This is a genomic window from Cupriavidus sp. 01L45 (assembly GCF_056399885.1).
Genome location: NZ_JBFTSG010000017.1, coordinates 36387 through 49665 on the forward strand (window position 1 = coordinate 36387; position 13279 = coordinate 49665).

General features: G+C 67.2%; 11 protein-coding genes. 4 read left to right on the top strand and 7 right to left on the bottom strand.

Annotated elements, in window-relative coordinates; translation table 11 throughout:
• Positions 1 to 39 precede the first annotated feature (39 nt).
• The 3 genes from AC1DT6_RS13705 to AC1DT6_RS13715 all read right to left on the bottom strand — a co-directional run bounded on the left by AC1DT6_RS13705 (position 40) and on the right by AC1DT6_RS13715 (position 3756).
• Positions 40 to 1401, bottom strand: coding sequence for a replication-associated recombination protein A (locus AC1DT6_RS13705; protein WP_441631088.1), 1362 nt, complete (start codon positions 1399 to 1401; stop codon positions 40 to 42).
• Positions 1402 to 1508: 107 nt separating this feature from the next.
• The gene (locus AC1DT6_RS13710) at positions 1509 to 2558 is read right to left on the bottom strand and encodes a TRAP transporter substrate-binding protein (protein WP_477102631.1); all 1050 of its coding nucleotides are present in this window, start codon (positions 2556 to 2558) and stop codon (positions 1509 to 1511) included.
• A gap of 97 nt (positions 2559 to 2655) precedes the next feature.
• A complete protein-coding gene (locus AC1DT6_RS13715; RefSeq protein WP_477102632.1) occupies positions 2656 to 3756 on the bottom strand; it encodes an ABC transporter ATP-binding protein in 1101 nt (366 codons plus the stop codon).
• Positions 3757 to 3957: 201 nt separating this feature from the next.
• Here AC1DT6_RS13715 and AC1DT6_RS13720 point away from each other — a divergent pair, with 201 nt between their 5' ends.
• Entirely contained in the window at positions 3958 to 5610 is a 1653-nt protein-coding gene (locus AC1DT6_RS13720; RefSeq protein WP_477114730.1) for an ABC transporter permease, read from the top strand.
• A gap of 219 nt (positions 5611 to 5829) precedes the next feature.
• Entirely contained in the window at positions 5830 to 6495 is a 666-nt protein-coding gene (locus tag AC1DT6_RS13725) for a hypothetical protein (protein ID WP_441631096.1), read from the top strand.
• Between the two features lie 49 nt (positions 6496 to 6544).
• On the opposite strand, the gene AC1DT6_RS13730 is transcribed toward AC1DT6_RS13725, so the two are convergent.
• From AC1DT6_RS13730 to AC1DT6_RS13745, 4 genes are all read right to left on the bottom strand, one after another.
• Positions 6545 to 7579 (bottom strand): Fe(3+) ABC transporter substrate-binding protein, encoded by a 1035-nt coding sequence (locus AC1DT6_RS13730; RefSeq protein WP_276286312.1) that lies wholly within the window; start codon positions 7577 to 7579, stop codon positions 6545 to 6547.
• Between the two features lie 199 nt (positions 7580 to 7778).
• Positions 7779 to 8201 (bottom strand): hypothetical protein, encoded by a 423-nt coding sequence (locus AC1DT6_RS13735; protein ID WP_441631100.1) that lies wholly within the window; start codon positions 8199 to 8201, stop codon positions 7779 to 7781.
• Between the two features lie 8 nt (positions 8202 to 8209).
• The gene (gene lolA / locus AC1DT6_RS13740) at positions 8210 to 8848 is read right to left on the bottom strand and encodes an outer membrane lipoprotein chaperone LolA (protein ID WP_045237963.1); all 639 of its coding nucleotides are present in this window, start codon (positions 8846 to 8848) and stop codon (positions 8210 to 8212) included.
• 131 nt (positions 8849 to 8979) lie between these two features.
• Complete coding sequence (locus tag AC1DT6_RS13745) at positions 8980 to 11307, bottom strand: DNA translocase FtsK (protein ID WP_441631102.1); 2328 nt, start codon at positions 11305 to 11307, stop codon at positions 8980 to 8982.
• A gap of 170 nt (positions 11308 to 11477) precedes the next feature.
• Here AC1DT6_RS13745 and trxB point away from each other — a divergent pair, with 170 nt between their 5' ends.
• Positions 11478 to 12425: a thioredoxin-disulfide reductase gene (gene trxB / locus AC1DT6_RS13750; protein WP_477114731.1), complete on the top strand. Its 948-nt coding sequence runs from the start codon at positions 11478 to 11480 to the stop codon at positions 12423 to 12425.
• A gap of 168 nt (positions 12426 to 12593) precedes the next feature.
• Positions 12594 to 13268 carry a Smr/MutS family protein gene (locus AC1DT6_RS13755; RefSeq protein ID WP_441631106.1) on the top strand — a complete coding sequence of 225 codons (675 nt, stop codon included), beginning with the start codon at positions 12594 to 12596 and terminating at the stop codon, positions 13266 to 13268.
• Positions 13269 to 13279 lie beyond the last annotated feature (11 nt).

A 13279-nucleotide genomic window follows, 5' to 3' on the forward strand; every position in this document is an offset into this window, starting at 1 on the left:
TGTTCCCGACGACGGCCCGCCCGGCGCTGTCGATGCGCGCTATTGCGCCCCGCCCTCGCCGCCTTCGTCCCTGCCCTTGCCTTTGCCCTGCTGCCGCTGCCACTGCGCATCGAGGTCGCGCAGGTGGCGCAGCTTGTCGCCGATCTTGCCTTCCAGCCCGCGCGGGGTGGGCTGGTACCAGCCCTGGCGCCTGAGGTCATCGGGGAAGTAATGCTCGCCGGCAGCATAGGCCTCCGGCTCGTCGTGCGCGTAGCGGTAGGCGTGGCCGTGGCCCAGCTCTTTCATCAGCTTGGTCGGGGCGTTGCGCAGGTGGACCGGCACGCCGCGCGACTTGTCCTTCGCCACGAAGGCGCGCGCGGCGTTGTAGGCGTTGTAGCCCGCGTTGGACTTGGGCGCGACTGCGAGGTAAATCAGCGCCTGCGCCAGCGCGAGTTCGCCTTCGGGCGAGCCCAGCCGCTCGTAGGTCTCGGCCGCGTCAAGCGTGATGCGGGCGGCACGCGGATCCGCCAGGCCGATGTCTTCCCATGCCATGCGCACGATGCGGCGCGCCAGGTAGCGCGGATCGGCGCCGCCGTCGAGCATGCGGCAGAACCAGTACAGCGTGGCGTCCGGGTCGGAGCCACGCACCGATTTATGCAGCGCGCTGATCTGGTCGTAGAAGGCGTCGCCGCCCTTGTCGAAGCGCCGCAGGTTCTCCGACAAGGCGCTGCCCAGCAGCGCCTTGTCGATGATGGCCGCGCCGGCGCTGCGCGCGGCACGCGCCACGATCTCGATATTGTTGAGCAGCTTGCGGCCGTCGCCATCGGCGGAGGCCACGGTCAGCTGCAGCGCCTCGTCCTCCCACTGCAGGCCGCCCAGTTCCTCGCCGGCGCGGCGCGCCAACTGCGTCAGCTCATCGTCATCCAGGCTCTTGAGCACATACACCGCGGCGCGCGACAGCAAGGCGCCGTTGACCTCGAAGGACGGGTTCTCCGTGGTGGCGCCGATAAAGGTGAACAGCCCGCTTTCCACGTGCGGCAGGAAGGCATCCTGCTGGCTCTTGTTGAAGCGGTGGACTTCGTCCACGAAGACCAGCGTGCGCCGGCCGTGGGCGCGGTATTGCTCGGCGCGCTCGACCGCCTCGCGGATGTCCTTGACGCCCGAGAGCACTGCCGACAGCGCAATGAACTCGGCATCGAAGGCCGTGGCCATCAGCCGCGCCAGCGTGGTCTTGCCCACACCGGGCGGGCCCCACAGGATCATGGAGTGCGGCTCGCCGGATGCGAACGCCACCCGCAACGGCTTGCCGACGCCAAGCAGGTGTTGCTGGCCGATCACCTCGTCGATGTTGCGTGGGCGCAGGCGCTCGGCCAGGGGTTGTAGGGAACGATCGGGAGCTTCGGAAAACAGCGTGTCCGCCACGGTATTCAGGCCTTTATGTCGGGGCAGGCGCGCACGGTGCGAACCGCTGCGCCTCGGAACCTGACAGTGTAGACCATCGCGCGTGGCGGCCCGCTCGGGCGAGCGCTTTAGCGCGCGGCGCGCTCGTTGCGCATGAAGGCATCCAGCACGCCGGCCCGCGCGCTGCCCACGCGCGCGCGCCACGCGGTTACCGCCCCCGCGCCGGCCTCGCGCAGTGCCTGCTGCACGGCCGCGGCAGGGCTTGCCTGGATGGTCACGCCGTTCGCGCGCATGCGCGCGGCGTTCTCTTCCAGCCGGGTACCCAGGCGCGTCCACTGCCGTTGCTCGGTAGCCTGCGCGGCGGCATCCACGGCGGCGCGCAACGCGCCCGGCAGGGCCGCGTAAGCGGCCGCGTTGATCGTGGTAAAGGACAGCGGCATGGCATAGCCAATGGCCGTGAAGTTGGGCAGGTAATCCCATAACTTGCGCCCCGCGCCGCCGTCGCCCGAGGACAGCACCGCGTTGACCGAACCGTCTTTCAGGCGCGGCATGGCGTCGGCAAAGGACAGGCTGGTGGCCTGCGCGCCGGCAGCGTGCATGACCTCGGTGGAAGTCTCGTCGTAGGTGCGTGCCGACAGCGCGCGCAGGTCGGCCAGCGTAGCGACCGGATTGCGCGACCACAACCCGGTCGGCGGCCACGGCGTGACATACAGCAGATGCTGCCCCTGCGCCTCGAAGGCCCGTGCGTAATCCGCGCGGGCCAGTTCGGCCAGGCGCCGGGCGGACTCCACCGAGGTCGCGACGAAAGGCAGCGAAGACAGCAGGAACAGGGGATCGACCGCGCCCAGCGCGCCACCGAAGGCGTCCCCGCCCTCCAGCCGCCCTTCTTTCACCGCTGCGGGCATCTGCGCGGACTTGACGCCCGCGCTGGCATCGAAGCTGGGCATCACCTCGATGGCGCCAGCCGTGCGCGTCTTCACCTCTTCGGCGAACGTGGCCAGCCCTTCGCCCGGCATGGCGCTGGCCGGATATTCGGTGGCCATGCGCCACGCCGTGGGGGTGGCGGCGGGCTGCGCCCAGCCCTGTCCGGCGCCACAGGCAAGCAGGGTGAGCAGCACGCCGCCGCGCAGCAGTTGACGGCGCAGCGGCCGGGACGCGCGCTTCAGGGAAGCAGACATGGTGGAAAGTCCTGGGGTCGTGGGGTAGTGAAGCCGTCGTATCCAAAAGGACCGACAAGAAGGGCAAGCGAGCTGCCAAATGCCCGCCGGCGTACACTCAGCCGCGCCGGAACGCCACGACATCCTCCACCTCCACACGGATGCCGATGCGCTCGCCGAGCGCATGATCGTGGTGCGAAGGCACCAGCGACAACACCTGCCCGCCGCCAGCCAGGCGCAGCGTGTACAGGATATCGGCTCCGCGAAAGGCTTTGTGCAGGATCTCGGCCTGCAACGGGCTGGCGTCGTCATGCACGATATCGTCGGGGCGAATCAGCACGTCCACCTCGGTGGTGGCGGGCGGCACGCCAAGCGGCTCACGGCTTTGCAGCGTGCCCAGCTCAAGCGTGACCACGTGCGGACTGGCGAGACGGCCCGGCATCAGCACGCCCTGGCCAATGAAGTCCGCAACCACGCGCGTGGCCGGCCGGTGATAGAGGTTGTGCGCGCTGTCCCACTGTTCGATCGCGCCGGCATGCATCACGCCGATCTCGTCAGCCATGGCGAAGGCCTCGTGCTGGTCGTGCGTGACGAGGATGGCGGTGGTGCCCTGAGCCTTGAGAATGTCGCGCACCTCCAGGCTCAGGCGTTCGCGCAGTTCGATATCCAGATTGGAGAATGGCTCGTCGAGCAGCAGCAATTCGGGACGCGGCGCCAGCGCCCGCGCCAGTGCCACGCGTTGCTGCTGGCCGCCCGACAGCTCATGCGGAAACTTGCCGCCGGAGCCGGCCAGCCCCACCAGCGCCAGCATCTCCCCGACCCGCGCGGCGCGTTCGCCGCGGCGCATGGCATGCAGCCCGAAGGCGATGTTGTCGGCCACGCTCAGGTGCGGGAACAAGGCGTAGTCCTGGAACACCATGCCGATGCGACGGTGCTCCGGCGCCACGGCAAAACCCGGCGACGACATCACCGTCCCCTGGAGCAGGATGCGCCCTTCGCGCAACGGCTCGAACCCTGCGATTGCGCGCAGCACGGTGGTCTTGCCGCAGCCGCTGGGCCCGAGCAGGCAGGCGATACTGCCGCGCGCCAGGGTAAAGGACAGGCCGTTGACGACGGCATGCCCGCCGAATCCATGATGGATGCGATCAACCACGATCACGGTGTCGGCTCGTGCTTGCTCGGACGAATTGGGAAGCGGGTGGCTTGGCATGCCGAGCATTATATGGAGGGCGGGCCCATCTGTGTGCCGCGCATGTATGCAGGCCGCCCTGCATGCATTGCTAGAATGCTGGGCCCGGCTATCGAAGCACCATGCTCGAATCACGCTGGCCCCGGGCGTCCCTGCCGGGATCGTCCGACCGGGCCTGCCAGCGGGCCTCATCCTCCCACGCACCATCACAGTCATCCAAGCCGCCACCGAATGAGCCTGCTTCGACYCAGCCCTACCAGCCGCCTGCACCCCCTCGCCCTAGTCGCCGGCCTGGCCGCACTGCTGATCGCGCTGCCGATCGCGCAGGTGGCCAGCAGCCTGCTCACGCCCAGCGGCGACACCTGGCGGCACCTCGCCGACACGGTGCTGGCCGAGTACGTGGTCAATACCTTGTGGCTGCTGGCCGGGGTCTGTGCCGGCGTGCTGCTGCTCGGCGTACCCACCGCCTGGCTGGTCAGCACCTACCGCTTTACCGGACGGGCATGGCTGGAATGGGCCCTCGTGCTGCCGCTGGCGATGCCCGCCTATGTCATCGCCTACGCTTATACCGATGCGCTGCAGTTCGCGGGCCCGGTGCAAAGCTGGCTGCGCGAGCTGACCGGCTGGCGCGCGCGCGAGTACTGGTTTCCGGATATCCGCTCGCTGGGCGGCGCCATCGCGCTGTTCACGCTGGTGCTCTATCCCTATGTCTACCTGACCGCGCGCGCGGCCTTCCTGCAGCAAACCCTGAACACGCTGGAGGCGGCGCGTCTGCTTGGCTATGGCACCTGGGGCAGCGTATGGCGCATCATGCTGCCGCTCGCGCGCCCCGGCATCGTCGCCGGCACCGCGCTCGCGCTGATGGAAACGCTGGCCGATTTCGGCACCGTGGCCTACTTCGGCATCCCGACCTTTTCCACCGGCATCTACCGCGCGTGGTTCTCGCTGGGCGACAAGAACGCAGCGGCCCAGTTGTCCGCCTTCATGCTGGTGTTCGTGATCGGCATCCTGCTGGCCGAACGCATCAGCCGCGGCCGTGCCCGCGTGCACGGCGGCCAGCGCCGCGCTCCGGCCTACCGGCTGCATGGCTGGCGGGCCGCGCTGGCGCTGCTGGTGTGCGTGCTGCCCGTGCTACTGGGTTTTGCCATCCCGGCGCTGATGCTGTGCAAGATGGCGCTGGCCGAGGGCGATGCGAAGTTCGGGCCGCGCTTTATAGGGCTGGTGCGCAACAGCTTCCTGCTGGCCAGCGTCACCGCGCTGGTAGCCGTGCTGGCCGCGCTGTTGATCGGCTATGCGGGACGTGGCATTGCCGCCGGCCGGGGCTGGCTGTTGCGCGCGCTCACGCGGGTGTGCGGCATGGGCTATGCCCTGCCCGGCTCGGTGGTGGCGGTGGGCGTGCTGGTGCCGGTGGCGCGGCTGGACAATGCCGTTTCGTCCTGGCTGCAACAGCATCTGGGATGGTCGGCCGGGCTCTTGCTGACCGGCGGCATTGCCGCGCTGGTCTATGCCTACCTGGTCCGCTTCCTGGGCGTGGCCCTGCAAACCGTCAACGCTGGCCTGGTCAAGATCACGCCAGGCATGGATGCGGCATCGCGCAGCCTGGGCCACGGCCCCGGCGCCACGTTGCGGCGCGTGCACCTGCCGATGCTACGTGGCAGCCTGCTGACCGCGGCGCTGATCGTCTTCGTCGATGTCATGAAGGAGTTGCCCGCCACCTTTGTGATGCGGCCGTTCAATTTCGATACGCTCGCGGTACAGGCCTACAATCTGGCATCCGACGAGCGCCTTGCCGAAGCCGCCACGGCGTCGCTGGTGATCGTGGCGGTGGGCCTGCTGCCGGTGATCCTGCTGTCGCGCTCGATACGGCGGGAGGCGCGGGAGTAACCCACAGGGATCGCCTGCAGAAACAGGTGCGAATACTCCTAAATTTCTTCAACGTATTGCCGATATCTCACTAGTCCGAAGCTGCGCCCCGGCTCGCCGCCCCCTTCCCGCGCGTGCCGGGCGGCCTGCCCCCGCCGCTGGCGTGCTTCGCGCCGCATCATGACTGTGCCGCCCGCAATCGTTGCCCGGCACTTGTTCGCAGCGACTTCAGAGAGTGTTATGCAGCTTCGTTACCGCATGCTCGTGTTCAAGCTGAACCGGCTGAACCCGCAAGACCGGGTCAGCGCCGTCGAGGAAATCGCCCTGGCGGGCCAACTGGCGGAGCAACTGGAAAAGCCAGGCATGGTCGAGCGCGTGGTGGCGGACCTGTTCGATCACGATAATTCCCATGTCAGGCGCATCGCGCTCAACGCGGTAAGGCGCGCGCACGGCTACCTGCAGACCGATATCTCGCTTGCCCTGCTGCGCAAGCTCCGCGACCCCGAGCCATGGCTGCGCCACGACGCTGCCTGGATCCTCCATGAGGCCGGGCTGGACAGCCCGCACATCCGCGCGGCACTGCGCCAACTGGCCGGCCCGGTCATGCTGCCTTACGACCAGGCGCGCGCCCGCGCCAATCCCTCCGACGCGATGCTGCACGCCCAGGTGCGCGCGCGGCAAGCACTGGACGTGCTGCTGGCACGCCAGACCGCAGGCGCCGTGGTGGCCAAGCTGCCGTACGCGGATGGCACCTTGGGCCACTCGCACACGCGGCGGCGCGAGCACTTGAAACTGACCTTCGAGAAGCACAGGGAGCGTGGCGCAAAGCTGCGCTTCCGGCGCCTGGAAAGCGGGGAAAACAAGGCCGCGGGCGCCTTGCAGCCGAAGCAGAAGGCCCCCGCATGAAAAATGGCGGCTTGCGCCGCCATTCCCGTCCCGCCCAGTCAGACCGCGCTTACTTGTAACCAGCCTTGTCCGCTACCTTCTGTGCTTGCGGCTGGTACTTGCCCAACTCAGCAACATTGATCTTGTCCGCCTTGAAGCTGCCCATGGCTTCGAGTGCCGGATTGCTGATCTTCACGCTTTCCACCACCGGCCACTCGTTATTGCCATCGGCAAAATAGCGCTGCGCCTCGTCGCTTGCCAGGTACTCCAGGAACGCGCGCGCCGATGCCTTGTTGGGCGCATGCTTGAGCATGCCGCCGCCAGAGATGTTCATATGCACGCCCTGGCTGGCCTGGTTGGGCCACACGACGCCCAGCTTCTCCGCCACGGCCTTGTCCTCGGGCTTGGCCGACTTCAGGATGCGGGCGATGTAGTAGGTATTGGCGACCGCGATATCGCATTCGCCGGCGGCCACCGCCTTGAGCTGGTCGGTATCGCCGCCCTTGGGCGCGCGCGCCAGGTTGGCCACCACACCGCGCGTCCATTGCTCCGTCCTGGCCTCGCCATCGTGGGCAATCAGGCTGGACATCAGCGACAGGTTGTAGACGTGCCCGCTGGAACGGATGCACAGCTTGCCCTTCCACTTGGGATCGGCCAGGTCTTCATAGCTCTTGATGTCGCCGGGCTTGACTGCCGCCTTGTTGTAGGCGATCACGCGGGCCCGCGCCGAGAAACCGAACCAGTCGCCGTTCGGGTCGCGGTAGTTGGCGGGAATGCGCGAGTCCAGCACGCTCGATTTGAGTGGCGCGAACACGCCCGCCTGCTGGGCTCGCCACAGGCGGCCGATGTCGACCGTGATGAACACGTCGGCGGGGCTGTTCGCACCCTCGCTCTTGATGCGCTCCAGCAGCGGGTCTTCCTGGCCTTCGATGCGGTTGATCTTGATGCCGGTCTGCTTGGTGAAATTGGCGTAGAGCGCTTCGTCGGTCTGGTAATGGCGTGCCGTGTAAAGGTTCAGCACTTTTTCCTGTGCGCTCGCGGCGAGCGGCAGCGCCAACACGGCAAGCGCGGCGGCGCGCGGCAGCAAGTGACGGAATACGGTCATGACTCTCCCCCTGGATGATGTTCTGCTTCGCCCTGGAGGTGCAGTGGAAGCATCCTCACACAAGACGAACAAGGAACAATAATCATTCCTATTTCGGAGGTCAAGTTACAACGTTGTAATGTTGGAAGGCCCCGGGCGGGGCCATTCAGGCCGGATCATTACGCGGCATCACCATCGTGCCTCGCCCCGCCACCCGGATTCAGGCGCCGGCGCGCTCCACCAGCACTTTCATGGCATCGGCAGGCAGCGGCCCATGGCAGGTCCGTTCTCCGCTGCCCTTGCTGACGACCAGCCAGACCTTGCCCGGAGAACCCGCCGGATGCAGCAGCCAGGCCGGTCCGCGGCCGCTGCCGGTTGGGTGGAGGTCTTCCAGCACGCCACTGCTGGTCGATTGCAGCAACGCGGCGCAATCGTTGGCGCTTGCCTGCGTGGCGGTGAGGAAATCCGGATTGGCGAGCACTTCGGGCAAGGCGGTGTCGGAGGCGCGCAGGAAGGCATCGACATCGAAATGCTTGCTGGCGCCGTTCTGGCCCGCGCAGGCGGCGAGCAGCACGGCCACCGCGATGCCGGCGACGGCGCCGCCACGGCGCCGGGCCAGCCGGGAGAGGGAAGCTCGGATCATGGCAGGCCTCATTGCTTCAACACATCGGCGCCCTTGGGCACCGTGAACCGGAAGGTGTCGGCGGGCAGCGAGGGGTTCTTCTGCATCGCGCTGAACGTCAGCAGCGTCGTATTGCCGAACGCATCGCGCAATTCCATCGCCTCCAGGTTGCCGGCCTTGAAGCCGATGCCGATGCGTTCGAACTGTGTGTCCTTGGACCTGGGCGTCAGTTCGATCCACTCTACGCCGTCGCGGGTGGGACCGTTCTTCACGGCGAAGTTCTTTTCCAGGTCATTGCTGCCGAACAGGATCGCGGCGGGGCTCGAACCCAGGGCGCCGTCGAGCTTGCGCTCGGTCACCTGGTTCAGGTCCTTGTCGTAGATGTAGAGCGTCTGGCCATCGGCCTGCAGCAGCTGGTCGTAAGGCTTGACATAGCGCCAGGTGAACTTGCCCGGACGCGAAAACGCGAAAGTGCCGCTGGAGGTGCTGGCCACCTTGAGGCTGTCGCCCTGCCCTTTGACCTGGCGCTGGGTGAACTCGCCCCTGGCGCTCTTGACGCCCGCGACGAAGGCCTGGAGCTGGTCGGTGCCGGCAGCCATGGCCGCGCTTGCCGCCAGCGACAGCATGGCTGCCGCGGCACATGCCGACACGAGAATGCGGATTCGCATGGTTTGTCCTTGCTTGGTGGAGGGGGGGCGGCGCCAATGCGGCAGCGCCGCCTGTCCGGTTAGAGCCCTGGGCGCATGGCGGATTCCGCAACCATGTGCTTCGCGCGTAACAGCATGTTACGCGCGGCGGCTCATTCTTCTTCGCGGGCGGTGCCGGCCGGGGCCAGGATGTCGCGATTGCCGTTGCCGGACATGGCGGAAACCAGGCCGGCCTTTTCCATGTCCTCGAGCAGCCGCGCGGCGCGGTTGTAGCCGATGCGCAGGTGGCGCTGCACCAGGGAGATCGATGCGCGGCGGTTCTTCAGCACCACGTCGACGGCCTGGTCGTAGAGCGGATCGGCCTCGCCGCCGCCACCGCCGATGCCGGCGCCGCCGCCCATGCTGTCGCCGCCCAGGTCGCCCTCGGCCACGCCGCCTTCGAGAATGCCCTCGATATAGTTGGTCTCCCCGCCTTCCTTGAGCTTCTCGACCACGCGATGCACTTCCTCATCGGAAACAAAGGCGCCGTGGACGCGGATCGGCAAGCCGGTGCCGGGCGCCAGGTAGAGCATGTCGCCCATGCCCAGCAGCGCCTCCGCGCCCTGCTGGTCCAGGATGGTGCGCGAATCGATCTTGCTGCTGACCTGGAAGGCGATGCGGGTCGGCACATTGGCCTTGATCAGGCCGGTAATCACATCGACCGACGGCCGCTGCGTGGCCAGCACGAGATGGATGCCGGCGGCGCGGGCCTTCTGCGCGATACGCGCGATCAGCTCTTCCACCTTCTTGCCCACCACCATCATCAGGTCGGCCAGCTCGTCGATGACGATCACGATCATCGGCACTTTTTCGAGCGGCTCGGGCGCGTCCGGGGTCAGGCTGAACGGGTTGGGAATCTTCTCCTCGCGCGCGGCGGCTTCGTCGATCTTCTTGTTGTAGCCGGCCAGGTTGCGCACGCCGAGCTTGCTCATCAGCTTGTAGCGCCGCTCCATCTCTCCGACCGCCCAGTTGAGGGCGTTGCCGGCCTGGCGCATATCCGTCACCACCGGGCACAGCAAGTGCGGGATGCCTTCGTAGACGCTCATTTCGAGCATCTTGGGGTCGATCAGGATCAGCCGAACCTGCTCTGCCTTGGCCTTGTACAGCAGCGACAGGATCATGGCGTTGATGCCCACCGACTTGCCGGAGCCGGTGGTGCCGGCCACCATGCAGTGCGGCATCTTGGCCAGGTCCGCCACCATCGGCTTGCCGGCGATGTCCTTGCCCAGCGCCATGGTGAGGTTCGATGCGCTCTCGTTGTAGACCTGCGAGCCGAGGATCTCGGACAGCCGTACCGTCTGGCGCTTGGGGTTGGGCAGTTCCAGCCCCATGTAGACCTTGCCGGGAATGGTTTCCACCACCCGGATGGAAACCAGCGACAGCGACCGCGCCAGGTCGCGCGCCAGGTTGACCACCTGGCTGCCCTTGACGCCGGTGGCCGGCTCGATCTCGTAGCGGGTGATGACCGGACCCGGGTAGGCCGCCACCACCTTGACCTCGACGCCGAAATCCTTGAGCTTCTTCTCGATCAGGCGCGAGGTGAATTCCAGCGTCTCGGCGCTGACGGTTTCCTGGTGCGTCGGGATGGGGTCCAGCAGCGCCAGCGGCGGCAGGTCGGAGTCCTGGATATCGGCGAACAGCGGCTGTTGCTTCTCGCGCTCCACCCGCTCGTGCTTGGGCACCGCCTGCGGCCGCACGATCTGCACCGGCGCCGCCTCCTCGATCTTGACCCGCTGCACTTCCACGGTTTCGGTGCGCACGACCTTGGCCGCCTCGCCGATGATGCGGTCCTGCTTGCTCTCGCGGCGCGCCTTGAAGCCGAGGAAGAGGTTCTCGACAAAGCCGCCGATGTGCTCGGCCACCGACAGCCACGAGAAATGGAAGAACAGCGACAGGCCGATGGCCAGCGTCAGCAGCAGCAGCAGGGTCGCGCCGGTAAATCCCAGCGCCATCTGCATCCAGCCGCCCAGCAGGTCGCCCAGCACGCCGCCGGGGGCGCGCGGCAGCGCCGAGCGCAGCGGATACATGCGGATGGCTTCCAGGCCCATGCTGGCGGTCAGCGACAGGCCAAAGCCGATCCAGCTCACCACCAGCCCCTGGCGCGCCTCGCCGTTGCGCTCGGGCAGCTCGGCGGTCAGCGCGCGCCAGCCGCGCCAGCAGCGGCGTACCAACAGCACCGCCCACCAGTAGGCGGAGAAGCCGAAGATAAAGAACAGCACGTCGGCCATCCAGGCGCCCACGCGGCCGCCCAGGTTGTGGATGTCGGCCACCTGGTTGGCGTGCGACCAGCCGGGGTCCGCCTTGCTGTAGCTGGCCAGGATGCAGACGAAGGCCAGTGTGACAGCCAGCAACAGGAACCAGCGCACTTCGCCCAGCAGCTTGCCGATGCGCGAGGGCAGCGCGGATGGATCGGTACGTGTTGTCGTAGTAGCTCGGGCCATGCCTGGGTCTGGGTTACCGTGTGAAGTTTGGTTTGCCGGCCATTTTAACCTTGGCCGGGGCTATCGCTCCCATTGGAATTTGCAACAGTGAGCAAACGCCGGTCCACTTATAATGCTGGTTTCGATTCACGCTGGCGCGCACCAAGGCGCACCAGCCATAGGAAAGCATCATGGCCAAACACGCAAAAGTGCTGATTCTCGGTTCCGGCCCCGCCGGCTATACCGCTGCCGTCTACGCGGCCCGCGCCAACCTCCAGCCGGTGCTGATCACCGGCCTGGCCCAGGGTGGCCAGCTGATGACCACGACCGACGTGGAAAACTGGCCAGCCGATGCCAACGGCGTGCAAGGCCCGGAACTGATGCAGCGCTTCCTGGAGCATGCCGAGCGCTTCAACACCGAAATCATCTTCGATCACATCCATACCGCCAAGCTGACCGAACGCCCGATCCGCCTGGTCGGCGATGCCGGTGAATACACCTGCGATTCGCTGATCATCGCTACCGGCGCCTCGGCCCAGTACCTCGGCCTGCCATCGGAAGAACTGTTCATGGGCCGCGGCGTGTCGGCCTGCGCAACTTGCGACGGATTCTTCTACAAGAACCAGGAAGTCGCGGTTGTCGGCGGCGGCAATACCGCGGTGGAAGAAGCGCTCTACCTGTCGCATATCGCCAGCAAGGTCACCCTGATCCACCGCCGCGACAAATTCCGCGCCGAGCCGATCCTGGTCGACCGCCTGCTCCAGCGCGAGAAGGAAGGCCGCATCGAAATCCGCTACAACACCGTGCTGGACGAGGTGGTGGGCGACGAATCCGGCGTGACCGGCGTCAAGCTGCGCGATGCTCAGGGCGACAAGACCGAAGAACTCAAGCTGGCGGGCGTGTTCATCGCCATCGGCCACAAGCCCAATACCGACCTGTTCGAGGGCCAGYTCGACATGCGCAACGGCTATATCGTGACCAAGACCGGCCTGGCCGGCGATGCCACGGCTACCAGCATCCCCGGCGTGTTCGCCGCCGGCGACGTGCAGGACCACATCTACCGCCAGGCCATCACCAGCGCCGGCACGGGCTGCATGGCAGCGCTGGACGCCCAGCGTTACGTGGAAGCGCTGCAGTAAGCGCCTGCCCCCGGCACCTGCCGCACTGTGATTCGCTGCGCACAGCGATCACCGTGCCGYGGGCGCCCGGATAAATGGCCGCGCGAGCCCTTGGGCGCGACGCCAGTCCCGCCCGTCTGCACTACCTCCCCCCACTTTATAATCACGCCGAGCACCCCGGAGAATTCCATGACGCACGGCGCAAAGAAACCCGCCAGCCCGCCCAAGCGCTTCGGCCTGACCGACCTGGCTGGCCTGCGCGAATCCCTCAAGGCTGACACCGAGCGGCGCGAAGCCGAACGCCGCGAGGCGGAAAGCGTCGCCCAGCGCGCACGCGAGGAGGCTGACGTCTTCCGCAGCAGCGTGGGCAACGTCAGCGCCCTGCGCGACCGTAACCGCATCACGCCCACGCCGCGCCACCCCGCGCCGGTACCGGTACAAACCCAGCTGGACGACAAGGCCGTGCTGGCCGCATCGCTTTCCGACGAATTCGACGTCGAGAACCTGCTGGATACCGATGAAACCCTGTCGTTCCGCCGGCCGGGCATCGGCATGGACGTGGTCAAGAAGCTGCGCCGCGGCGAATGGGTGCCCCAGGACAAGATCGACCTGCACGGCCTGCGCAGCGACGAAGCGCGCGAGGTGCTGGCCGAGTTCGTGCGGCGCTCGGTCAAGCGCGGCGTGCGCTGCGTGCGCGTGATCCACGGCAAGGGCAACGGCTCGCCGGACAAGACGCCGGTGCTCAAGGGCAAGGTGCGCAGCTGGCTGGTACAGAAGGAAGAAGTGCTGGCCTTCGTTCAGGCGCGCGGTGCCGAGGGTGGCTCCGGCGCGCTGATGGTGCTGCTGCGCCAGCCGCACGCCTGAGGCCGCGCGCA

Coding starts and splice junctions, on each gene's coding strand:
- lolA (WP_045237963.1), bottom strand. CDS start 8,848: ATGCGAATCCGCATTCTCGTGTCGGCATGTGCCGCGGCAGCCATGCTG.
- AC1DT6_RS13725 (WP_441631096.1), top strand. CDS start 5,830: ATGCAGCTTCGTTACCGCATGCTCGTGTTCAAGCTGAACCGGCTGAAC.
- AC1DT6_RS13710 (WP_477102631.1), bottom strand. CDS start 2,558: ATGTCTGCTTCCCTGAAGCGCGCGTCCCGGCCGCTGCGCCGTCAACTG.
- AC1DT6_RS13745 (WP_441631102.1), bottom strand. CDS start 11,307: ATGGCCCGAGCTACTACGACAACACGTACCGATCCATCCGCGCTGCCC.
- AC1DT6_RS13730 (WP_276286312.1), bottom strand. CDS start 7,579: ATGACCGTATTCCGTCACTTGCTGCCGCGCGCCGCCGCGCTTGCCGTG.
- AC1DT6_RS13715 (WP_477102632.1), bottom strand. CDS start 3,756: ATGCTCGGCATGCCAAGCCACCCGCTTCCCAATTCGTCCGAGCAAGCA.
- AC1DT6_RS13755 (WP_441631106.1), top strand. CDS start 12,594: ATGACGCACGGCGCAAAGAAACCCGCCAGCCCGCCCAAGCGCTTCGGC.
- AC1DT6_RS13735 (WP_441631100.1), bottom strand. CDS start 8,201: ATGATCCGAGCTTCCCTCTCCCGGCTGGCCCGGCGCCGTGGCGGCGCC.